20 protein-coding genes are annotated in these 23269 nt (G+C 36.2%); 6 read left to right on the plus strand and 14 right to left on the minus strand.

Going from position 1 to position 23269, the window contains the following annotated elements:
• Positions 1-139: 139 nt before the first annotated feature.
• Positions 140-688: an NADPH-dependent FMN reductase gene (locus tag ATN92_RS11765; protein WP_056951790.1), complete on the plus strand. Its 549-nt coding sequence runs from the start codon at positions 140-142 to the stop codon at positions 686-688.
• A 586-nt stretch (positions 689-1274) separates the two neighbouring features.
• Here the strand turns inward: ATN92_RS11765 and ATN92_RS11770 are convergent.
• Positions 1275-3908 carry a glycoside hydrolase family 3 protein gene (locus ATN92_RS11770; protein WP_056951785.1) on the minus strand — a complete coding sequence of 878 codons (2634 nt, stop codon included), beginning with the start codon at positions 3906-3908 and terminating at the stop codon, positions 1275-1277.
• A 660-nt stretch (positions 3909-4568) separates the two neighbouring features.
• Here ATN92_RS11770 and ATN92_RS11775 point away from each other — a divergent pair.
• Complete coding sequence (locus ATN92_RS11775) at positions 4569-5258, plus strand: M57 family metalloprotease (RefSeq protein ID WP_056953448.1); 690 nt, start codon at positions 4569-4571, stop codon at positions 5256-5258.
• A 38-nt stretch (positions 5259-5296) separates the two neighbouring features.
• Here ATN92_RS11775 and ATN92_RS11780 read toward each other — a convergent pair whose 3' ends face one another.
• The 4 genes from ATN92_RS11780 to ATN92_RS11795 all read right to left on the minus strand — a co-directional run bounded on the left by ATN92_RS11780 (position 5297) and on the right by ATN92_RS11795 (position 8497).
• Positions 5297-5557, minus strand: coding sequence for a hypothetical protein (locus tag ATN92_RS11780; protein WP_056953446.1), 261 nt, complete (start codon positions 5555-5557; stop codon positions 5297-5299).
• A 112-nt stretch (positions 5558-5669) separates the two neighbouring features.
• Positions 5670-6224, minus strand: coding sequence for a TetR/AcrR family transcriptional regulator (locus ATN92_RS11785; protein ID WP_056953444.1), 555 nt, complete (start codon positions 6222-6224; stop codon positions 5670-5672).
• Positions 6225-6353: 129 nt separating this feature from the next.
• Positions 6354-6965, minus strand: a complete 612-nt coding sequence (locus ATN92_RS11790) for a sugar O-acetyltransferase (RefSeq protein WP_056953442.1) — start codon at positions 6963-6965, stop codon at positions 6354-6356.
• Between the two features lie 59 nt (positions 6966-7024).
• The gene (locus tag ATN92_RS11795; RefSeq protein ID WP_056953439.1) at positions 7025-8497 is read right to left on the minus strand and encodes an MFS transporter; all 1473 of its coding nucleotides are present in this window, start codon (positions 8495-8497) and stop codon (positions 7025-7027) included.
• A gap of 207 nt (positions 8498-8704) precedes the next feature.
• On the opposite strand from ATN92_RS11795, the gene ATN92_RS11800 reads away from it, so the two are divergent.
• Both ATN92_RS11800 and ATN92_RS11805 read left to right on the plus strand, forming a co-directional pair.
• Positions 8705-10228 (plus strand): Y-family DNA polymerase, encoded by a 1524-nt coding sequence (locus tag ATN92_RS11800; protein WP_056953437.1) that lies wholly within the window; start codon positions 8705-8707, stop codon positions 10226-10228.
• Positions 10228-10647: a hypothetical protein gene (locus ATN92_RS11805; RefSeq protein ID WP_056953435.1), complete on the plus strand. Its 420-nt coding sequence runs from the start codon at positions 10228-10230 to the stop codon at positions 10645-10647. Before ATN92_RS11800 ends, ATN92_RS11805 begins: the two co-directional genes overlap by 1 nt.
• A 39-nt stretch (positions 10648-10686) precedes the next feature.
• Here the strand turns inward: ATN92_RS11805 and ATN92_RS11810 are convergent, their stop codons facing one another.
• Positions 10687-11415: an SDR family oxidoreductase gene (locus ATN92_RS11810; protein ID WP_056953433.1), complete on the minus strand. Its 729-nt coding sequence runs from the start codon at positions 11413-11415 to the stop codon at positions 10687-10689.
• 119 nt (positions 11416-11534) lie between these two features.
• Between ATN92_RS11810 and ATN92_RS11815 the strand changes: the two genes are divergently transcribed.
• On the plus strand, positions 11535-11876 hold the full coding sequence (locus tag ATN92_RS11815) for a winged helix-turn-helix transcriptional regulator (protein ID WP_056953432.1): 342 nt from the start codon (positions 11535-11537) through the stop codon (positions 11874-11876).
• Between the two features lie 32 nt (positions 11877-11908).
• Here the strand turns inward: ATN92_RS11815 and ATN92_RS11820 are convergent, their stop codons facing one another.
• Both ATN92_RS11820 and ATN92_RS11825 read right to left on the minus strand, forming a co-directional pair.
• Positions 11909-12586, minus strand: a complete 678-nt coding sequence (locus tag ATN92_RS11820) for an ABC transporter ATP-binding protein (RefSeq protein WP_056953430.1) — start codon at positions 12584-12586, stop codon at positions 11909-11911.
• A gap of 4 nt (positions 12587-12590) precedes the next feature.
• Positions 12591-13649 (minus strand): FtsX-like permease family protein, encoded by a 1059-nt coding sequence (locus ATN92_RS11825; protein ID WP_056953428.1) that lies wholly within the window; start codon positions 13647-13649, stop codon positions 12591-12593.
• 218 nt (positions 13650-13867) lie between these two features.
• Here ATN92_RS11825 and ATN92_RS11830 point away from each other — a divergent pair, with 218 nt between their 5' ends.
• Positions 13868-14014 (plus strand): hypothetical protein, encoded by a 147-nt coding sequence (locus ATN92_RS11830; protein ID WP_156638764.1) that lies wholly within the window; start codon positions 13868-13870, stop codon positions 14012-14014.
• Between the two features lie 18 nt (positions 14015-14032).
• On the opposite strand, the gene ATN92_RS11835 is transcribed toward ATN92_RS11830, so the two are convergent.
• From ATN92_RS11835 to ATN92_RS11860, 6 genes are all read right to left on the minus strand, one after another.
• The gene (locus ATN92_RS11835; RefSeq protein ID WP_056953426.1) at positions 14033-14503 is read right to left on the minus strand and encodes a glutathione peroxidase; all 471 of its coding nucleotides are present in this window, start codon (positions 14501-14503) and stop codon (positions 14033-14035) included.
• Between the two features lie 133 nt (positions 14504-14636).
• On the minus strand, positions 14637-16058 hold the full coding sequence (locus ATN92_RS11840; RefSeq protein ID WP_056953424.1) for an MFS transporter: 1422 nt from the start codon (positions 16056-16058) through the stop codon (positions 14637-14639).
• A 71-nt stretch (positions 16059-16129) separates the two neighbouring features.
• Positions 16130-16537, minus strand: coding sequence for a hypothetical protein (locus ATN92_RS11845; protein WP_056953422.1), 408 nt, complete (start codon positions 16535-16537; stop codon positions 16130-16132).
• The gene (locus tag ATN92_RS11850) at positions 16534-16971 is read right to left on the minus strand and encodes a LytTR family DNA-binding domain-containing protein (protein ID WP_056953420.1); all 438 of its coding nucleotides are present in this window, start codon (positions 16969-16971) and stop codon (positions 16534-16536) included. The genes ATN92_RS11845 and ATN92_RS11850 overlap by 4 nt, the downstream gene beginning before the upstream one ends.
• Positions 16972-17114: 143 nt before the next feature.
• Positions 17115-17318, minus strand: a complete 204-nt coding sequence (locus ATN92_RS11855) for a type II toxin-antitoxin system HicA family toxin (protein WP_025086359.1) — start codon at positions 17316-17318, stop codon at positions 17115-17117.
• 123 nt (positions 17319-17441) lie between these two features.
• On the minus strand, positions 17442-23087 hold the full coding sequence (locus tag ATN92_RS11860; protein WP_056953418.1) for an adhesive domain-containing protein: 5646 nt from the start codon (positions 23085-23087) through the stop codon (positions 17442-17444).
• Positions 23088-23269: the final 182 nt, after the last annotated feature.

Consider the following 23269-nt stretch of genomic DNA (forward strand, 5'->3'; position numbering starts at 1 on the left):
AAATCGTGAACACACATGTAATTCTTTTGCAATCGTTTTCTTACAGAATAAATTTATTTTTGTTTGCGAGAACAAATATTTGTTGATTATTCTTTTTTATGATAATTTAAAAACATCAAAGGTTACGGAGGAATTTCATATGTCAGAAAAAATCGCTGTTTTAGTGGGAAGTTTACGTAAAGGATCATATTCAAAGCAAATCGCTAAGAATCTTGCTAAGCTTTTCCCTAGCCAATACGAACCAGAATTTATCGAAATTGGTAATTTACCACTATATAATGAGGATATTGATACACCTGAATCAGTTCCAGCAGAATATACAGAATTCAGAAATAAAATTAAAAATGTTAAAGGTGTTTTATTTGTAACACCAGAATACAATCGTTCTGTTCCAGCTGCATTGAAGAATGCTCTTGATGTTGGTTCAAGACCTTATGGACAAAGTGCTTGGGACATGAAGCCAGCTGCTATTGTCAGCGTCTCACCCGGTGCTATCAGTGGGTTTGGTGCCAACCACCATCTACGTCAATCACTAGTATTCTTGAACATGCCAGTTCTTCAACAACCGGAAGCATACATTGGCAATGTGACAAATATTCTTGATGAAAACGGCAATGTTGCTGAGGGAACTGTCGGATTCTTACAAAGTATTGTTGATGCTTATGTTGACCTATTAAACAGATATTAATATAATGTTATAATATTACTTTCGGTACGTAATCAGTCTATTGCAAACAGTTTATCACGTATCAAAAAAGAATAAGGGTGTAGAAGTTAATTTTGATTTCTACGCCCTTATTCTTTTTTTGTGTAAAATGCCGTCGTCCGCAAAAAATCTGTGGGCCACTGGAACGTGGTGGACACGACTGAGGGTCCACAGATTTTTTACTACCGACTAGTTCCCTAGTTCTAATATTATCAAGTAAAATTGCAATGTTTCGAGATTTTTAGATCTACATAATTTAAATAAAAATTTCAAATCAAAAGAACAGCCCTATTAAATATTCAAGATATATGTTCTATATACTTGAGTATTTCCTAATAGAGGCTGTTCTTATTTATTATTCAAATTTTACAATGACACTACCTAGCAAAGCAGAATTTAGTCCGGAGCAACAAGAAAATTGGCTCAGCCATGAGATTCCCTTAGCAATTTATTGCTTAGGGAAAGGTCGAGCTTAGAGATCCATTATTTTGCACGAAGTGGGAAATAATTAGCTCTAAGTCGGCCCATGGCGTTCCAGCCAAATTTTCTTGTTGCGGAGGACGGCATTTTAACTAAACTTCAATTTCAAAACTGTTCTTAAAATATTGATTGCAGATTTTTGTAAATCACCTAAGTACAAAGTATTGTTATCTTTCCACTTTCCTGTTAACAAGACGTGATCATCATCAACGATTTGAGCTTCTCCAGTATAAACCCAAGTTTGGATTTGCTTATTCAAATTAGAATTGCTATCAACTCTAACTTTTACTAACACATCCCCATCGGCATCTAATACGAAGTCGTTCCACATTTCTGTTCTCTTGATGCCCTTAGTTTTAATATCAAGTTCTTCTTTAATTTTGATATTGCCCTGATCATCAAACTCTGGTCCAAAATCACTAGCTGCACAGAGCAAATCTTCCTTGGAACTTCCAGGCATAATTAAATCATTTCCAGCATGCATGCTTTCTTTAGGATCAGCGGAACTGAACCAATCGGTCATTACTAATCCCTTGAAATGCCATTCATCACGCAAAATATTCGTTAATAATTCAAAATTAGCACCTGAGAACGTTCCATTAACTTGATTGTATGAAGTCATCATTGCCACTGGTTGGCCTAATTTCACAGCAATCTCAAAATTACGCAAATAAATTTCACGTAGAGCTTGTTCACCAATTAAACTATCTCCGGAATTACGGAAACTCTCTTGGTTATTGCCAATAAAGTGTTTCAAGGTTACTCCAATTGTCTGGTGATCTTGTACCCCTTTAGTTTCTGATGCAGCAATCGTTCCAGAAAGATATGGATCTTCAGCAAAGTATTCAAAATTACGTCCACCTAGTGGATCTCTGTGAATATTCATTCCTGGAGCTAACCACAAATCAACTCCAAACTCGACCATTTCTTTACCAATGGCGAATCCAACTTTTTTAACCAAACTCTTATTCCAAGTCTGAGCCAATGCTGTTCCAATAGGCCATGCAGTTGCATAATGTGTAATTGTCTGACCGTTTCGTTCAAAGACTGGCTCTATTCTGATTCCAGCAGGTCCATCGGCCATAACTAAAGCGGGAACCCCTTTATGATCGATCATTCCAGTTTGTCCAGCAGCACCAGGTAAAATATCTGACGAGATACCAACCACACTATTCTCTTTAGTTGAAAGCTGTCCTTCGACTAAATCAACTAATTGCTTAGTAGATAAACTAGCCACAAATTCAGCCAGCTCGACATCACCATTATTAACGTCATCAAGTGTTTTTCCAGCAGCATTGCGAACTTGTTCTACAACTTCGTCTAAACCTTTACCAGGCAATGGATTTTCATCATTGATGAAAGTTGTAACATCAGATTTTTCTTGATATTGGATAAATTCAGTTTCTGGGAAATTATTAGCTTTCAAAATAAAACGTGGTACGTCAGTCACATTCTCCAATTCAACTTTGTTCTCTGTAAAGACAGTTGGATCAGTTTCCGGCTTCATCAATGAATCAACTTTTTTCAAAATAACTTTTTCATCAAGTTTAAACGAAGCAACGACTTTCGTATTACGTGAACTGTTACCTACTCGCAAAAGATAAGTCCCAGGCACTAGAACATAAGCTCCTAATTCATCATCGAAAACACTTAAATCACTCGTATCAATTTCAAAATCCACCTTCTGTTGCGCATTAGGACGCAATACAGATGTTTTTTCATAGCCAATTAAATCTTGATAAGGCGTAGGAATTCCCGTCTGTGGCTTAGAAACGTACACTTGAACGACTTCACGACCAGAATACTTATTGCCAATATTTTCGACATTAACACTTAGCTTAATTTTTTTCTCATTAACATTTACTTTTTGTGCTTTTAAATAGAAATCAGCGTAACTCAAGCCGTAACCAAACTCATATCTTGGTTTAACGTTGAAGCTATCAAAATAACGATAACCAACGTAAATACCCTCAACGTACTTAGGATTCTCCATACCAAAATTTTCTGAAGTTGGATAATCATCGTATGAATAAGCCCAAGTATCTGTTAATTTACCAGAAGGTGTTGTTGTACCGTCAATAATATCAACGACCGCATCTCCAGTTGTCATTCCCAATTGAGAAACGAGAACAACACTATCCAACAAAGGACATTCATCAATAAAACTAGTATCGATCACACCACCAACATTCAAAAGCAAAATGCTGTTAGTGTAATATTCACTCATTCGTTTAATATTTGAAAGTTCATTATCAGTTAATTTAAAATCGCCAGCTTCATTTTTACGATCATAATTTTCGCCAGAACTTCTTGAAATAACATAGATTCCAGTTAAACTATCTTCAAATTCACCGACTTCTGGGTCATCAAATTTAAAGGCTGGTGCTAATAAAGCTAAAGGATCATCTTTTAATTTTTCATCATGTGACTGTTTTTCTTTTTGGTAATAGCGATTCAAACGGTTCAACCAAGCCTTAGTAGTAACCGTGAAACCATGACTCTCTAGTCCATCCAGAATACTAACCATATTTCGTTGATTAACATCACCAGAACCAGTACCACCTTTGATTGTGGCAAAAGCCCCACTTCCGTACAAAGCTACTGTTTTATTTTTAATCGGTAAAGTAGCATTACGATTTTGTAATAAAACAATACCTTCTTCAGCTGCATTTTTAGCTAATTCTTTATTTTCTAATTCTCTTTGTGAAATAACGTTTTCCATCGCGACATTCTCCTTTGGTGGAAATGTAATTACCTTAATTTTACACTTTTAAATAATTGATTAAAAAGTAATTTCATAATCATTATATGTATTCTTTCAAATAGAAACATTATTAGTATGATTGAATTACAAAAAAAGGCCAGACACTGGCATGTCTGACCTTGAGTAACACATAGTTTTTTTATATATTCAGGCGATGACATTAAGATTTTTGGGACTGAAGATTGCCGTCTTCAGTCCTTTTTAATGTCCTCATTTACAAAAAAATAATAGCCCGAAATTTAAATTAAAGTCAACTGTGTTCTTAATCCTAATATTAGCGAGTAAAAACGCAGCATCTTGAAATTCTTAACTCCACATTATCCAAATGAAAATTCTAAATCAAAAGAACAGTTCACTAGTCTGGAGCAAAAGTTGAAAATGCGGTCAGCTGTGAAATCATTGTTAGTGGCTTTGCCACTTACAATGAGGCCGGACTTGAAGATCCATTATTTTGCACGGAGTGTGAAATAATTAGCTTCAAGCCGTGCCCACAGCGTTCCACCAGCATTTTCAACTTTTACGGAAGACGGGTTAGAAGAGCCAATATTGGACTTTTAGTCATGAAACATTTATCATAATTGAGATATTTCAATGATTCTAAAGGAGTACTTACTCAATATGAAAAGAAAATCATGGATATGGCTATTGATCTTAGCCTCAGTCGTATTAGTAATTACTAAGAATCCTAAACTGATGACACAAGTTAAAGAACAAGTACGTGAAACTAACATTAAGCTTCAACCCTACCTATATTCATTACAAGCATCTGTCAACCGCAAATTAAGCGGAAAAACTAAAACTACTGATAATAAACAAGTTGGTAAAACCACTACTCCTATGGAAAGTCCTTTAAAAAATGTGACAACTTCTGATACATATTACTTTCATTTCAAGAAGAACGTTCCTCAATCAGTCCGTGATGTCTTCACTACCGCCGTCAACGCATATAACGACACCGGTATTGTTCAACTAATTCCAGGAAGTGCTGAAACTAACAAAAACAGTATTACCTTTTTTGTTTACCATAAGAAAATAGAAAATATTGCTTCTAATACTGTTGAATTAGGAAATGGTGGTCCATCAGCATTAGTAATCAATCACTATGCAATTAATACTGGTCAAGCCGGTTTAAATCTAGATTACCCCAATCTATCTATTAAAGAGTCAGTCGCTCTGCATGAACTAGGACATGCTCTAGGTTTAGCCCACAGTTCAGATACTAATTCAGTCATGTACCCTATTGATCAAGGTGTCACAACCTTATCCAAAGGAGACATCGAAGGATTAGAAAATATTTATAATCAATAAAAAATTCCACTAATTTATTTTGAATTAGTGGAATTTTTTTATGCTCTTTTTTCTCTAATACCTTTGATCCAACGTGGTGAATAACCGAATTCTAAAGATATTTCTTGGTTCGTCATATCATCTAACTTACCTGTACGAATGGCTTCTTTTAAAGCGACCCGATCGTACATTTTCATAGGCAATTGTAACTGCGTCCCCCTAAATAGCTCATATATCTTCAATAAGTTATCTTCTCCAACTATGTCGTATAAAGCTTTATACGTTGGATGTAACATATCATAATTTAATTTGCTGCGCATTTGCACTCCCTCCACAACGATATTTTTTTCTAACATAATTAAAATATCAAAAAATGCACAGCACTAAAAATACATTGTATATGTAAGACTACATGCATAATTTACTGTGCTTTTAAAGTGAAAGTAACGTTATGTTCAACATTTTATCAAAGCTATCACGCGCCGCTACAAGCTTATCATTAAATCGATCATTTCCTATGTGAATAATTTCTCCAATAATTAAATTACGTAACATTCTAGAAATTATTAGTTGTAATTTTTGGTCCTCAATGAGAGAATCCAATAATTTATTTAATATTTTAAGAACTGCAGGTAGACCATTATTTGAAGTTTTATCATAATCCTCATTTGCAGGAATACTTAAAACTTTTTGAACTACTAAAAAATGACTCAAAGAAAATTGAACACTGACATTTGCAAAGGTCTTTATTGCTTGTTTGCCAGACAATCCTAAAAGATCTACTTCTAATCTTTGTGACAATTGATTATAAAAATCAATCGCTACAGCGGTCTTAATCGCCATTACATCGGGAAAATAATTATAGATAGCCTGCGAACGTGTTCCCAACAGCTTACTTAACCTAGTAAAAGTTAAGGATTCTTGATTATTTATAATTTGAACCGCCGCTGCAACAATCTTTTCTTTTGACAAAGTATGTACGGTCAAAATTTGCCTCCTGCTTATAATTACAATATATCTAATAATCAAATTTAATTCTAGTTAGCTTTAATAAATTCTACAATTAATAACCACTATCTTTTCAATGACAAAATTATAAAGATTACAAAAATATCTTTAACTCCAGATATCGAGTTTTTCATTCTTATAAAAATAATCGTGATCATGCTGCCCAATCGGCCTCAATACTTTGCATGGTGTCCCCACTGCTACAACATTGGCCGGCAAATCTTTCGTGACCACACTACCTGCACCAACTACGGTATTATCACCAATCGTCACACCAGGTAGGACCGTCACATTTGCACCTAACCAAGCATTCTTACCAATATAGACAGATTTATTAAATTGATAATGCTTCTCTGATCGTAAAGGTGGATAAACTGGATGCCCTGCCGTTGCAATTGTCGCATTAGGACCAAACATTGTATTATCTCCCACAAAAATATCCCCATCATCAACTAACGTCAAATTGAAATTAGCATAAACGCCATTGCCAAAGTGAACATGTTGCCCACCCCAATTAGCGTAAAATGGAATTTCAATCATACAATCTGTCCCCATTTCCGCAAACATCTCTTTTAACAACTGCGTACGACCTTTGAAATCACTTCTCTTTAAAGCATTGTAAGCATCATTTTTTTCTTGAGCAATAATTTGTTGCTGCATTAACTCTGGTTCATCTGGATTATAAACTTTCCCTCGTTGCATACGTTCTATATTTGTCATTTTATCTCCTCTTATTTGTAAGCGATTACTGTGATTATAACAAAAAAAGACTTCATATTTTATGAAGCCTTGCGATTCAAATGTTCACGTCTGAAGAGATACAACAGAATAATGATAACTAAGATAATCAAAATGAGTGCTGTTAGCATAATACTGTGAATTCCTTGAAAAAAGATTTGTCTCATTTCAGGAATCAAATGTTGTGGTAAGTATTTGGCATCAGCAGCATTACTCAACTTGTTCATCATTGCCATTGTAATACTACCGTGACTTTCTCTAACTCCACGCATCAAAGCAATATTCAAAATAACTCCATAGATTGAAGACATGAAAGTTTGGCTCAAGATTCTAACTAAATAGGCAAATGACGTTGAGATTGGTACATCTCGTGGTTCAACATCAAATTGAACAGCAATCAATAAAGCATTGAAACAAATACCTACACCAAATCCTTCAAAAACGCCCATGATCAATAGAAAAGTATAACTGGCAGTTTGTTTTGCAAAATACAATCCAGCAAACGAGATCAAGAAAGCAATTGCCCCGATACCTATGATCGAATAACGACTAATTTTTCGCTGAATCAGAGGTTCTAACTCGGAACCAATGAAGTTAGCGATTGCTCCGGGAATCTGCGTCATACCACCTATTAGAGCGCTCAAGCCCATAATTCCTTGTGCCCACATTGGAATATAGATATTGAAGGCTACGAACGATCCCCACAATAAAGCAAACAAAATCAAATCGATTACTAGTTTCTCATTTTTAAACAAGCGATTAGGTACGATAGGATCGTCAACCCGATTCTCAACTCGTGACATCCACAATATCAATAGTAGTCCCACGATGATAAACCCTAGTGTGACAAAGATTGAGGAAACACCTAACAATTGAATACCTACTAAGATTGAAGATAATCCTAAAACCATCAAGATGGCCCCATGATAATCAACTTTAGCATGATTGAGCTTCTCTTTGATTTTAAAGAAGAAAGCGATAATGATGATAGAAAGCAATGCCAAAGGTAAGTTAATATAGAACACCCAATGCCAGCTGAAGGTATCAACGATCCAACCACCAATTAAAGGACCAATAATTGATGTTCCACTGAAACCAGCCGAGGCAATTCCGATAACTTGCGAACGACGTTTAATATTCTTAAAAATTTGTGAATAGATAATGAAAGGAATCGTGTTCATCCCTCCGGCACCAATTCCCATAATACTTCTAGCGGTAATGAACCAAATAATATTAGGAGCTAATCCTTGGAATAGCGCTCCGATCATGAAGACAATCGTTGCTGTGATGTAAGCAACTTTGTTTCCACGTTTCTCACCAAATTTACTCCATAACGGTGTCGAAACGGCCATCCCCAAAAGGAAAATAGCAACGATCCAGCCCATATATTGAATACCATGCAAATCACTAATAATTGCTGGCAAGGCGGTATTAATAATAGTTGCGTCGAGTCCAGCCATCATGTTCGACAAAACTAATGCGAACGTAACCAGAATTTTTCTATTCCTACTCATATCCTTACTTCTTTCCCCTACAAATTCCATAAAAAATAAGACCCACACAGAGTGCAATGTCTTATTTCTACAGCGTATAAATATGATATTTACTGAAAATAATTATCTATCTTTCAATTATAGACTTAATCATTTAAACGTACAAATTGTAATGGTATAATTTTAAAAAGAACGTATGTTTGTACATTTTTAAAAAGGAGTTTAGCAATGACTAAAGAAAGAACTTATATGGCAATCGATTTGAAATCTTTCTATGCTTCGGTCGAATGCATCGCACATGATTTAAATCCTTTAAATGATAATCTAGTCGTTGCTGACAACTCACGAACTGACAAAACTATCTGCTTAGCAGTCTCTCCAGCACTCAAGAAGTTTGGTGTACCAGGACGTCCTAGACTATTTCAAGTTGAAAGAATCGTCTACAAGCTAAACCGGGAAAAGATGAATAGTGCTCCCCATCACCGTTTAACCAGATATTCTTCCATCGACCGCCAACACTTATTGAAATCACCAACCCTCAAAATTGGCTATAAAGTAGTTAAACCGAGAATGAACTTTTACATGTATAAAAGTGCTGAAATTTACGGTATTTATTTACGTTTTATCGAGGCCAAAAATATTCACGTCTACTCAATCGATGAAGTTCTAATGGACGTTACTGATTATTTAGAAAAACATAATATTACCGCTCACACTTTAGCCAAAACTATTATCCAGCAGATTCAAGCTGAAACTGGTATCACGGCTACAGCCGGCATCGGAACTAATCTCTATTTAGCTAAAGTAGCGATGGATATCGTTGCTAAACACATCCCTGCTGATCAAGATGGCGTCCGGATTGCACAAATGAATGAACATCAATATCGTCAATTACTTTGGGCTCATCAACCTCTAACTGATTTTTGGCGTATTGGTCGTGGCTACTCTAAGCGTCTAGAGAAACTAGGCTTGAACACAATGGGAGATATTGCCTGCTGCTCTTTAGGAAGCTTGTCCGACGATATGAATGAAGAAATTCTCTATCATGAATTTGGAAAGAACGCTGAACTATTGATTGATCATGCTTGGGGGCATGAAACGGCTACACTTGCCGATATTAAAAACTATCGGTCTGACAATCACGGACTCTATTCCAGTCAAGTTCTAATGAAACCAACCTCTTATGATGATGGCTTAAAAATTGTTCGTGGCATGAGCGATAATCTAGCTCTCGATTTGGTTCAAAAGAAGTTAGTAACTAATTGTATTGGTCTAATCGTTGACTACGATATTAAAAGTTTGCAGATCGACAACAGCTTTAATGGCGAATTAGTTGATGATTACTATGGTCGCAAAACTCCTAAACCGGATCACAATCACGTTAAAATGTCTGCCTTCACCTCTTCATCTAACGAGCTACGACAGACTTTCAAAAAACTTTATGAAGACAATATCAACAGTAAATTGTTAATTCGACGTGTCACCCTCACCGCCAATAATTTAACTGACGAAAAATTAGCCCAGCAACAAATAACTTTTAAACAGACTGATTTATTTTCCAATACATCACAGGAAATTATCCAGGATCAACATTCTCAAATTGAACGTAATCGTGATCGTAAAATTCAGGAAACTATTCTCGATTTACAAAGGAAATTTGGCAGTCGCAACATTGTCTTGAAAGCTTCCGATTTAGTAGAAGGTTCAACTACGATTGAAAGAAACAATCAGATTGGTGGTCATCACGCATAATGGACGAAAAGAAATTAATTGAACAACAAATATTTAATGACACCTCTGCATATCAAGACATTATGGACTTACCCTACACTTCTTCTAAACGTCATTTACCAATGGAACAAATCGATCGTGCTGCGCAATTCGCCCCTTTTGGAGCCTTAGAAGGTTTCAGTAGTCTCATTAAAGATAAAACTAAAGATTATACTCGAAAAAAGTATTCCACAGCGGCTGAGGAAAAATGCATTACACAACAATTAAACTATTTAGAAACACACCCTTTAAAAGTGGATGTGAATTACTTCAACGACAAGTCCGGTTATTACGAACATCTCAAAGGATATCTTAAAAAGATTGAACCACAAAAAGGACGAGTAACTTTCGATGAAACTTCTATTGTCATCGTCAATATTCGTGCCATTAAATTAGTGTAGTAAAAAGCCTCGACTATTACAATCGAGACTTTTTTTACTCTATGAATCTTGACGTGTGGCCGCAATATCGACTTCACGAATATTAACTTCTTGAGGCATATCATACATAAACTTGACCGTTTCAGCAACGCGCTTAGGATCAAGCACTACGCCGCCCATAGTTTCTTCCCAAGCAGCATAATCCCTCAATGCTGATTTACTTGTCACATGCGTTAACAATTCTGTTTCGGCAGCACCCGGAGCCACCATCATGATACGAACATTTTTAGCAGAATTTTCTTCACGAACAGTTTCAGACAATCCATGAACACCAAACTTAGAAGCCACATAAGCAGCATGATTAACAAATGTTTTCTTACCAGCAATTGATGACATATTTAAAATTGTCCCGTGTTCACGTTCACACATATCATTTAAAACAATTTGCGTACCGTTCAAAACACCCATAACATTGGTATCCAACATCGTTTGCCATTCTTGTGGATTTTGATTCTGAACATTTCCTAACAGCATAACACCGGCATTATTAACCAAAAGGTCAGTTTTACCATATTTAGTTTCAGCCTTGCGAATAGCCTTTTCAAATTGCTTATAATCAGTAACATCAACCGAATCAAGCATGACATTTTCCATACCTGTAGCTACCTCTTGAAGTTTTTCCATCCTACGTCCTAACAGTAGCAATGGAAATCCATCAGCATTAAAAATTTTAGCAATTTCAGCACCAAAACCTGAACTTGCACCTGTTATTACAACTAATTTTTTCATATTTATATCCTCAATACTTAAAAAGATTTTTTCAACGCTTTAAAGTATAATGGCAGGTATTATGAACAACAAGTACGCACTTTCAGGTTACTAGCTGTGGAAAACTAAGAGGAAAACTTATGGCAAAATATTTAAACGAGTTTGATGCCACCATGCAAATGATTCAAGGAAAATGGAAAATCATCATTCTCTATGAATTAGCCGAAACTGGTCAGGGTCGCTTTGGTGAATTACAACGACATATTCAAAATGTTTCACATAAAACATTGGCCAATCAACTACGTGAATTAGAAGCTGACGGGCTTATTATCAGACACGACTTTGAAACTGCTGAACCACATGTTGAATATCGACTAAGTGAAAATGGAAAATCTTTGATTCCTATCTTGGATGCCATCTGTACTTGGGGTGATACTCATGTTAATCACAATTTAATTGAACGTTCCCTGTGTGACGAGTAAAAAATCCTCAACCAAATCGGTTGAGGATTTTTTTATTCTTTTTTCTGTTCTGTTAAGGTACCGTCTCGCATAACAAATACCCGATCCGTCGGTGTTAACAAACGTGTATCATGGGTAATCATAATCACACCACGATGATATTCATGAGCAATTTTGGCTAATAAGCTTACCACTTGGTTGGCTCTTTCTGAATCCAAACTAGCTGTTGGTTCATCCGCTAAAATCACGTCAGGATTATTATATAAAGCTCTGGCAATTGCGGCACGTTGGCGTTCACCACCAGATAAGTTACTAGGATAATTGGTCGCTACATCAGTCAGGTCCAACATCTTCAATAGATCGGCTTGATTCATTTTTTCCTTATTATCCGGAGTAAACTTATCAACTAATTTGAATTGTTCTTTAACTGTCAAAAACGGAATCAAGTTGGATGCCTGTAAGATGAAGCCAAATTTATTAAACCGTAAATCTGTTTTTTTCTTGGCACTTAACTTAGTAACATCTTTTCCACCGACATAGATTTCACCAGAGGTTGGTGTTTGTAATAGTCCTAAAATGGTCAATAACGTCGTTTTACCTGAACCAGATGGTCCAATAATAGCGTTGAACTCACCTTCATCGAGGGTAAAATTAGTTTTATGTAATGCTTCGACTAAAGTTCGACCTGAACCGTATTGTTTAACTACATCTTTAACTTCAATTAAATGCATAAGTTTAACCCCCTTCGATAGCTGATAATGGATCGACTTTTAGAACTTTGCGCATTGATAAGGTTCCACCCAATAGCGCCATGATCATAATTGCCAAGGTCAATAAGCCATATGCCGGCCAATTACTGTAGAATGGTACTGTCTTCGGTAATCCCAATTGAGTTGCCGCAATTGCCACTAGAGCTAAGCCAGCCCCAAGTGCCGTTAAAATCAAAATCTGATAGAATAACGCCGCTATGATTCTGGCTGTTCTGATTCCTTGAGCTCTCATGACACCGTAAAGACTGATCTTTTGAATCGTTATGATGTACATGAAAATTCCAATGATCAAGAAAGTAATGATAATCATTGCTCCTATCATAAAGGCAAAGACCATGATTTGGGCCGTATACCCTGGAATATGATTGATCAAATCAGGAATCGTAATTTGTGACAATCCAGATTTTTTGATTTTAGTCTTATCACGGACAACCAAAGCACTGATATTCTTTGCTTGATCTGATCCATATTTCAAAGTCCTAAAGGTATTCATATTGGTAAAGATAATCGGTACTGTGAAGAAACTGTTATCCTCAGTCAACCCAACAACTTTGTAGAGATCCTTACTACCATTGATCTTTACCTCTGAATTGAGCTTAATATTGTCATTACCTAGTTTCGAATCAGCAATGACTTCTTTACCATTCTTCGGCATCCGACCAGCTATCAACTTAGGGCTAATAAAACTATTCCAGTTTACACCGAAAATATTGGTATTGATCTTTTTGTCTGAATTTTTGAGCTTTGTAACAACAGTCATCTGACCAAGTGGTACCACATCCTTACTCTCATATTCCTTATAAGATCCTTCAGGAATATTTGATACTGTCAAACTCTTATTAGAATAGCTGGAAACGACTACTGATTCAGCATTCCATTGATCTACTGCCGTTCTATTTCCCCTTGCCAAACCTACAGCTAAACTAGTTAGGAAAAAAACCATATAACTGATCAGAAAGACTGTGAAAACAACTAAGAAATATCTTGTTTTATTGTGAAGAATTTCCTTTATCGCTAAAAACATATTCTCACCACCATTTCACTTAATTAACGTTTGATAAACGAAATTGCAATATAAATATATCCCATCTATTTATAGAACTACGTTGAAGCAAGCCTACCACTACAAGTTTTTTAACACAATTTATTTAATTTGTAAATAAAACAACTTATTTGCCTTAAAACATGCCTCTATATTAGAATTATTAGTTAAAGCACTTCCATTAGAAAGGTAATTAGACAATGAGTAAACCAGAGAAGAAGCTTTCTGTTTCAAAATTAAGTGAACAATCACAAAAAAAGTTAGAAGAAATTCGTCAAAAACATCACCTAAAATCCTTAGATGAAGCAGTTGAATACATGTTGGATTTCACAAAGGAAAAGAAATAGACCTCACAGTTGTGAGATCTATTTTTTTAGAGCATCTATAATCAAGTTTTCCATTTTTTCAGGTTTTGTAATTGGTGCAAAACGTTTCAACAGGTTGCCCTCTTTATCAATCAAGAACTTAGTAAAGTTCCACTTAATTCGACCCTTCCCTGATTGATCTTTTAAATAAGTGAATAGTGGATCTTCATCCAGGCCATTCACAATTACTTTGCGAGTCATAGGGAAAGTCACTCCGTAATGCATCTGACAAAAATCGCTTGTCTCTTCATCACTATCAAGTTCTTGATGGAATTGATTAGAAGGCAGACCTAAAACTTCAAGACCTTGAGCTCGATACTTATTATAAAGTTTTTCAATGGATTCAAGTTGCGGTGCTAAGCCACATTTGCTTGCGGTATTAACGATTAACAGAACCTTACCTTGATAATCTCTGAAATTAATAATCCCACCATTCATCTCAGTTTCCTTAAAATTATAAATTGGTTCCATTGCCCTACCGCCTTTCTTACTCTCTATTTTCACTACATTATACTAGAAAGGAAGCTAGTGAGACAAAGTTAGCAATTGATTTATTCGAATTGTTACTTTCGAGATTCTTTTGTAATAATGATTTCTAACTTAGTTATCGGTATTTTCTTGTAACGGCGTTATGCTTATCAATTCGATGAATCATATAAACTAAAACAATTGCAATAATTAGCAATACTAATGCTGTTAAATAAGCAAAATGCATACCACTTAAAAACCAATTTGGATGAGCCGTTGGATAATAAGCTATCTGCTTATTAGCTTTCAAACTCATACCATAATAAAGGCTAGTCGTCGCCATACTGACGCCAATACCCATACCAAGATTTCTAAATAAGGCGGCTAAACTACCAGCAATTCCCTGATAAGCCTGAGGTGCATACCCCATAATCATTGGATTATTTTGAAACCCACCGTTACCAATTCCAAGAAATAGCAACATGAACGTAAAGACTATTAAGCTATCTGTTTTTGAAACCTGCATCAAAAATACAATAGGAATAGCATAGATAAACAAGTTAACAATCGAGACACTAGCGGCGTTATATTTGTCCGTAAAATAACCGGCAATTGGTGCAGCAATTACGTTAGCAAATGGTATTGCCATCATAATTAATCCAGTCAATGAAGTACTTAATGATCTAAAATTGGTTAAGTAAAACGGCATTATAACGTTGGCATAATACCCAATTGAAAAGACTATCAAGGCACTAACTAGGCTCAAAGTTAAACGAGATATCTTAAAAATCTTGAAATTGATCAACGGTGATTTAATATGCTTCTCAGCATAGAAGAAACCAATCCAGAATATCAAACTAACCATAAAGGTCAGTATAACGGCTCGATTGCCGAAACCAATATCCTGTCCCATAAAAATACTGACAAAGAAAGTGGCTATTGCAACGGCATAGGTTATTAGACCAATCCAATCGTAAGATACTTTTTTAACTCTACGATTCTCTCTAGGAAACATAAAACGACCATAGATATAAACAATAATTCCAATTGGAATATTGATAATGAAAATCCAGTGCCAAGATAAAACACTTAGTACTAATCCGCCTAAACCAGGTCCTGAGATATTTCCTAATTGGGCAATGATACTGTTGATACCATAGGCCCGGCCACGCTGACTCATTGGAAAAATCATTGCGATAATACCAATATTAGTTGCCATACTCATACTGGCTCCAAGTCCTTGAACAATTCGCCCAAATAACAATATGTATAACGATGGACTCATCGCACATATTAATGAACCAATCGTGAAGAAAATAGTCCCCGTTTGAAAAATTTTAATGTATCCGATTTGATCAGCCATTCTTCCCCAGAACAACAATAGCATACAAATCATAATCAGATAGACTGACACAATCCATTCGGCCCGATTCATTGGTACATGCAAATCTTTAGTTAAACTAGGTATCGCTACATTAACGATACTGGCATCAAGCAATTGCATGAACGACATAAAACTGGTCGCAAACAGTGTCAAAATATTATGTTTGCTTTTCATAATTAAGCCTCTCTCACTAAAAATACACTATTAATAGTAGACTTTTTTTAATGTCGTTGGCAACCAAAGCATTAACGTTGACGTAATTGATTCAATTCCCGTGCCATCTTTTCATTTTGATATTTTCTATAAAAATAAAAGAATATTACATGAAGAAGTATCGTTACACATAGAATTACCAACCAATATGGCAACGTTAGATGAAAAAGAATTTTTGAATAAAGATATAAAACAAAATAACCCGTCAAAAAATTTATTACCGAAGACAGAATAATACTTATTGGCGCAATCCAAGTACTGTAATTCCAAATATACGGATAAATAACACCAAATATCAAACTCAAACTAACCGAAATAAGCAAAATGTTCCAAAAAAAAGTTACCTCCATTGTTTGCCTTGTAAATCCAGTTAGAAAAACAATCCAAATAATTGTCAGTAGAGTTCCTTGAATAAAGCGATTCTTATATTGTTTAATCATCTTAAATACTCCCGAATTTTTTTACTAAAGTGTCGACTGACAACAAAACTCTCTCCATTGTCAGTGTAAACTTCTAAGCGCGCGTACTTTCCATTTTTAAAACTAACAATTTTATCTAAATTGATCATAACTGAATTGCTTATTCTCAAAATTCCATATTTTGTTAAATATTCTAAATCCTTCAATCTACCTTTCAAATAAAAAACGTCTTTGTCAGTGGTATAAAGTTTGGACAAATTATCCATGGCCTCAATGATAAGAACATCTTCAATTCTCAATTTTGACTGTCGACTATTTTGGGGATCAATTACTTCTAAATGTTTCGTCTCTAAATTCTTTTCAATAGTTGAAATCAGTTCATGATTATTAGGATGCATGCGAATCCCAATTTCATCAGTGGCATAATCATCGATTAGCTGATAATTAATTTTCATAGGCTCCTCCTCTGTTTAAAAAAATACCATCCAAATCTAGATTCGTCAGCACTTTTTTAACTTGTTACACTAATTTAAATTTCGATACAAAAATAAGGCTATGTAATGACTCTTTCCATGAAAAGTTCATTACATAACCTTATTTAGATATCGGTAACCTTAATACCAGCCTGCTTCAAAATTTTGCTCTCAATTCCATGTTCGAGCTCCTTATCATGATGTATCGGCACTGGTAGCGTCACATTGGTATCGGGATTATACATTTTTAAGTGCGATCCATTCTGCGACTTTTTAACAAAACCATGTTGTCGTAGTATTTTCACGATTTTCTGGGGTTTCATTGCCATATTATTACCCCCTCTCATATATCATTGTACACAATATCAGTCCAGTTCAAAAATAATAGACTCGACAACGCAAAAAAACACAAAGCCATCAACTAGACTTTGTGTCTTTTATATTAACTATTTTTATTGATTCTCTCTTTTCTTAAATACTTTTTTGAACATAACTACAATCAATGCTAATAATGCACCTCCAATTGAAATAATACCTGCAGTTTTTTCACCAGCTTTCGGTAACATTCCAGTTTTATTAGATTTTTCAGCCACATTTTGACCATCAGCATTGTTAGATTTCACAATACTTCCGTTACCAATTACTTGACCACTGGATGATAGACCGTTTCTATTTGAAAGACTTTCATTTTGTAATCCTCCACTCGAATTAATACCACCAGATACAACTGAACTTTCAAACTCACTATTACCAGATTGTCCACTACTATTGTTACCAGCATTACCATCCGTGTTGCCGCCGTTATTGTTATTTCCGTCGCCACCACCTGTATTGCCGCCGTTATTGTTATTTCCGTCGCCGCCACCTGTATTGCCGCCGTTGTTGTTATTTCCGTCGCCGCCACCTGTATTGCCGCCGTTATTGTTGTTTCCGTCGCCGCCACCTGTGTTGCCGCCGTTATTGTTATTTCCGTCGCCGCCACCTGTATTGCCGCCGTTGTTGTTGTTTCCGTCACCGCCACCTGTATTGCCGCCGTTGTTGTTGTTTCCGTCGCCGCCACCTGTGTTGCCGCCAGTATCATTAGCACCAACGTTTATTTGAACAATATTACTATTCTTAGAGTACTGACCATTCTTAGCCACCACTTTAACTCTTACTTGATCATCTTTGTTTAATTTACCAGTTTCTACAGTAAATTTACCGTCTGAACCAATTGCACCGGTTCTCTCAGATCCATCAGACAAGATGACAACTACTTCAAAATCTGTTCCTTCCGGAACTGGTTGATTAAATTCAACCGAGCCTGTCACTTGTGTGTCACCATCAATAATCGAATCAACGGATGGTGCTCTAACTTCATAATCATTCAGAGGGTTATCGATTGATGGCAGTCCAGAATCAACGAGTACTGAAACTTTCTGACTAGATTTTTCAAAGTTTGTATTTCTCGCAATTATTTGTACGTCTACATATTCTCCGCTGTTCCATTTTTCAGTGTCAATTGAGAATCGTCCATTTTCATCAATACTTCCCGTATGTGGATTGCTATTCGAAAATGGTTGTACGTCTGCCAACATAAAGCTTCTTTGCATTCCATTAGACAAAGTTACAACTACTTCAAATATTGTTCCCTCTGGAATTGGTTGATTCAAGACAACTGAACCATTTACTTTCATATCACCATCTGTAATCTTATCAACCACTGGTGTTGCTACTTCATAGTCTTCTAATGGGTTGATTTCTTCTTTTTCACCTACGGTTACTGAGATTGATGCACTGTCCTTAAAATAGCCATCGTTTTGCGCCGTAATTCTAATTGAAATAATCTCCCCAGTATTAAGGGCAATCGTTTCAATACTAAAATCACCATTTTCATCAACCCGTCCTTTCACTTCTGTGCCATCAGCAAGAGTTGCCACAGCTTCAAAAGTTGTTCCCTCTGGAATTGGTTGGGTTAAATTCACTGAACCATTAATTGTGGTTGCACCTTCTAATACTTCATCAACTATTGGTGCATTAACAATATAATTTGCTAATGGATTAGTGTCAGGGATTTTTGATCCTACTGTCACTGAAATTGGGCTACTTTCTTTTTGGTCATTACCGTTATGAGCGACGACTTTAACCGAAACAGTATCTCCTTCTTTCAATTCACCAGTTTCAACAGTAAATTTACCATTCTCATCAATCTGTCCCTTCACTTCCGTACCATCTGGTAAAGTAACTATCACTTCAAAACTAGTTCCCTCTGGAATTGGCTTTGTCACTTCCACTGAACCACTAACAGAAGTATCTCCAGATACAATTGGATTAACTGTCGGTGAAGCTACATTATAGTTTTCCAATGGATTGGTTACTTCACTTGTAGGCTCGACAGTTACCGAAATTGAAGCTCCATCCTTTGTATATTCGCCATTCTCGGCTGTAATCTTAACTGATAGAATATCACCTTCGTTTAACGAACCTGTCTCTACAGTGAAACTTCCATTCGCGGAAACTACGCCTACCTTCTGGCTACCATCTGTTAGTGTCACTACTGCCTTGAATGAAGTTCCTTCTGGAATTGGTTGTACTAGTTCTACCGATCCATTGATAGAGGTAGAATCCGCCTTGACTGGAGTAACTACGGGCTGTGATACGTCATAGTCTGCCAATGGATTCCCCGCTTCAATTGCTGGACCAACGATTACTAATACTGGACTACTGTCCTTCTGATTATTGCCATTATGAGCAACAATTTTAACTGAAACAGTATCTCCTTCCTTCAATTCACCAGTACTAATATCAAAGTTACCAGTTTCATCAATTTGACCTTTTAGCTCACTACCATCTGGAAGTGTAACTATAGCTTCAAATGTTGTGCCTTCCGGAATTGGTTGTGACAAGTTTACTGATCCAGTAACCGATGTATCTCCCGATATAATTGGATTAACTACTGGTGAAACTACATTGTAATTTTCCAGAGGATTGGTTGCTTCTGATGGCCGCACGTTTACCGAAATAGAAGCACTATCTTTAGAGTAATCTCCGTTCTTAGCTGTCACTTTAACGGAAAGAATTTCATCCTTTTTCAAAGCACCAGTTTCAACTGTGAATTGACCATTTTCATCAACCGTACCCATCTTTTCAGTTCCATCAACCAACGTTACAACTGTCTCGAAACTCGTACCCTCCGGAATTGGCTGGACTAGATCAACTGATCCTTTAACCTGCATATCTCCTTCGGTAACTGTATCAACTGAAGGTACTGAAACTTCATAGTTGCTCAAAGGATTAGTCTCAGTAATTTCTGGTTGTACAGATATCATCACAGGTGAGCTTTCTTTTGTATTCTCACCATTAATTGCTACAACCTTAACTGAAATAACATCTCCTTCTTTTAGCTCCCCTGTTTCAACCGTGAAATTACCATCAACATCAACTATAGCTTTTTTCTCATTTCCATCTGGCATCGTTATAACGGTTTCAAACGTTGTACCTTCTGGAATTGGTCGTTCCAGTGTAACCGAACCACCAACTGACGTATCACCCGATGTAACAGGATTAACTACTGGCGAAATCACATTATAATTTTCTAATGGATTTGTTACCTTGGCTGGCTGCACCACTACTGAAACAGAAATACTATCTTTCACGTTATTGTCATTATGAGCTCTGATCTTTACAGATAGGATTGCATCTTTTTCCAAAATTCCGGTTTCAATTGTAAAATCACCATTTGCAGCAACAGAACCTGTTTTCTCAGTTCCATCAGCTAAAATTGCTACTGCTTCAAATGTTGTATTCTCCGGAACAGGTTGTACTAAATCAACTGATCCTTTAATCTGTTTATCTCCTTCAGTCAGAACATCGACATCCGGTTTCGAAACTTCATAATCATTTAATGGATTCGTCACTTCAATCCCTGGTTGAACAACTATTGATACTGGAGAACTTTCTTTCGTATTCTCACCATTAGTTGCTACCACCTTAACTGTAATAGCATCTCCTTCTTTTAACTCTCCTGTTTCAACCGTGAATTTTCCATCTGCATCAACTGCGGCTTTTTTCTCACTTCCATCCGGCATCGTTATAACAGCTTCAAAAATTGTACCTTCTGGAATTGGTTGTTCAAGTTCAACTGAACCTTCAACTGATGTATCACCATCCACAGCAGGGTTAATAGCTGGTGAAGACACATTATAGTTTTCCAACGGATTAGTAATTTCAAGTGGCTGAACTGTTACTGCCGTTGAAGCACTATCCTTAGAATAGACATCATTTTTAGCTCTAATCTTTACAGATAAATTATCCTTCTCCTTTAATTCACCGGTATTAATTACAAACTTGCCATCTTCTGCTACTATTCCTGTGGCTTCAGTTCCATCGGATTGAATAACCACAGCTTCAAAAGTTGTGCCCTCAGGGATTGGTTGATTTAAAGCTACTGTACCTTTTATAGAAGTATCTCCTGCATAGGCTGAATCAACCGTTGGTGTAGCGACGTCATAATCAGCTAACGGATTTTCAGTTCCTATTGTTGCTTGGACAGTTACCGATACTGATGAACTTTCTTTAGTGTATTCTCCATTCGTTGCCACTATTTTGACTGATAAAATATCACCTTCGTTCAACATTCCTGTATCTAAAGTAAAATTACCATTTTCATCAATCTCTCCACTTACTTCTGTACCATCTTTAAGAGTAGCAGTTGCATTAAATGTTGTACCATCTGGAATTGGTTGATTTAAGGTTACCGAACCTTTTATAGAAGTATCTCCTGCATAAGATAGCGATACTGTAGGAACACTTACCGAATAGTTTTCTAATGGATTCTCACTTGTCTGACCTGCTTGAACGGTTAAGGATGCAGCTTCACTATCTTTAGTATAAGCACCATTCGTAGCCTTAATTTTTACGCTAATGATCTGATCTTTTTGTAAGACTCCAGTTTCAATTACAAAACTTCCACTAGCATCAACATTACCGCTGATTTCAGTCCCATCGTCTAATGTTGCAATTGCAGCAAAAGTTGTTCCCTCCGGAATCGGTTCATTGAGCGCTACCGACCCGCTAATTGTTGTTTCTCCCTCAGTAGCCGGATCAAGACTTGGTAAAGCCACTTCATAATCAACTAATGGATCAACCGCATCGTTAGGGAAATTCAAAGTTACTGGTTGTCCTTCTTGATCTATCAGTGAAATGATATCGGCTGATAAAACAGCATTACTAATAACTGATGCCCTCACTGTTGTTGTAGCTGTATTAGGGTCACTAACTGTCGTTGTCAAAGTACCACTAGTTTGACCCAGAATATTTGCATTTAAAGCAGAACTTAAAATTGTTGAACTTCCATTGGCAATCTCATCAATTAAATCAAAGAGCGGTGTCGTACTACGTTTAAGCACTGTTAAGGCCGTATTAACAACTGGATTACTTGAACTAATACCATTGACCGCATCTTCTAAACCATTAAAAAGTGATGAGTATGCCTGATTAACATAATTACCTAATCCTTGTGTGAAATCGACTGAAATAGTTTTACCATCGGCTGAAACTATACCTGGCAAGGTATCATGATAGCTTCCTAATTCCTTTAATCCTTTTAAATCATCAATTGCATCTTGCAAACCACTAACATCCACGCCCAATAATTTAACTGCCCCGGCAAAAACATCAACAGCTGCCTCTACCGCTGCAAATAAAAGATCCACTCCAGGAACATCCGCAGGTACAATTGGCAATAACTGAGCATCAATTTGAACTGTCGCTCCTCCCACAACCTTTCCTTGTAATTCAGGTGGCAAAGAATAAACTAATACCTTTTTATCAGCCACTCCAACACTTGCTAACCCCATCCCTGAATATTTCAAGGATAGATCATAGTTTCCCTGTGAATTAGGTGTCATGGTATTTCCAGTTGTAGAAACCAAGCTGGCATTACCTAAAACTGAAATATCGGCTAAACCAGCCGTCGGCATGATAGTACTTTCTTGAGCTTGTTTATGATTGCTTTCTACTGCTGCACTCACCACTCCTGAGCTAGCGTTCATTAATAATAGAACTCCACTCGAAGTATATAGTGTTACATTCAATGCTTTTTGTTTTTTAATAGCCATACTCTCACCTCTAATATATTTGTGATTTATTTAACAATTACTAGGTTAGCATTTATAAACATCCCTGTAAACAAATATCATATTATTTTTATAATATTTTTCTTATATTTAAATCAAAACATCATTTAATTTAATGAACTTTTAAAGTCATATTTTGCCCACAAAACAATCTTTTGTTAATA

The sequence above is a fragment of the Companilactobacillus bobalius genome (genome assembly GCF_009764355.1).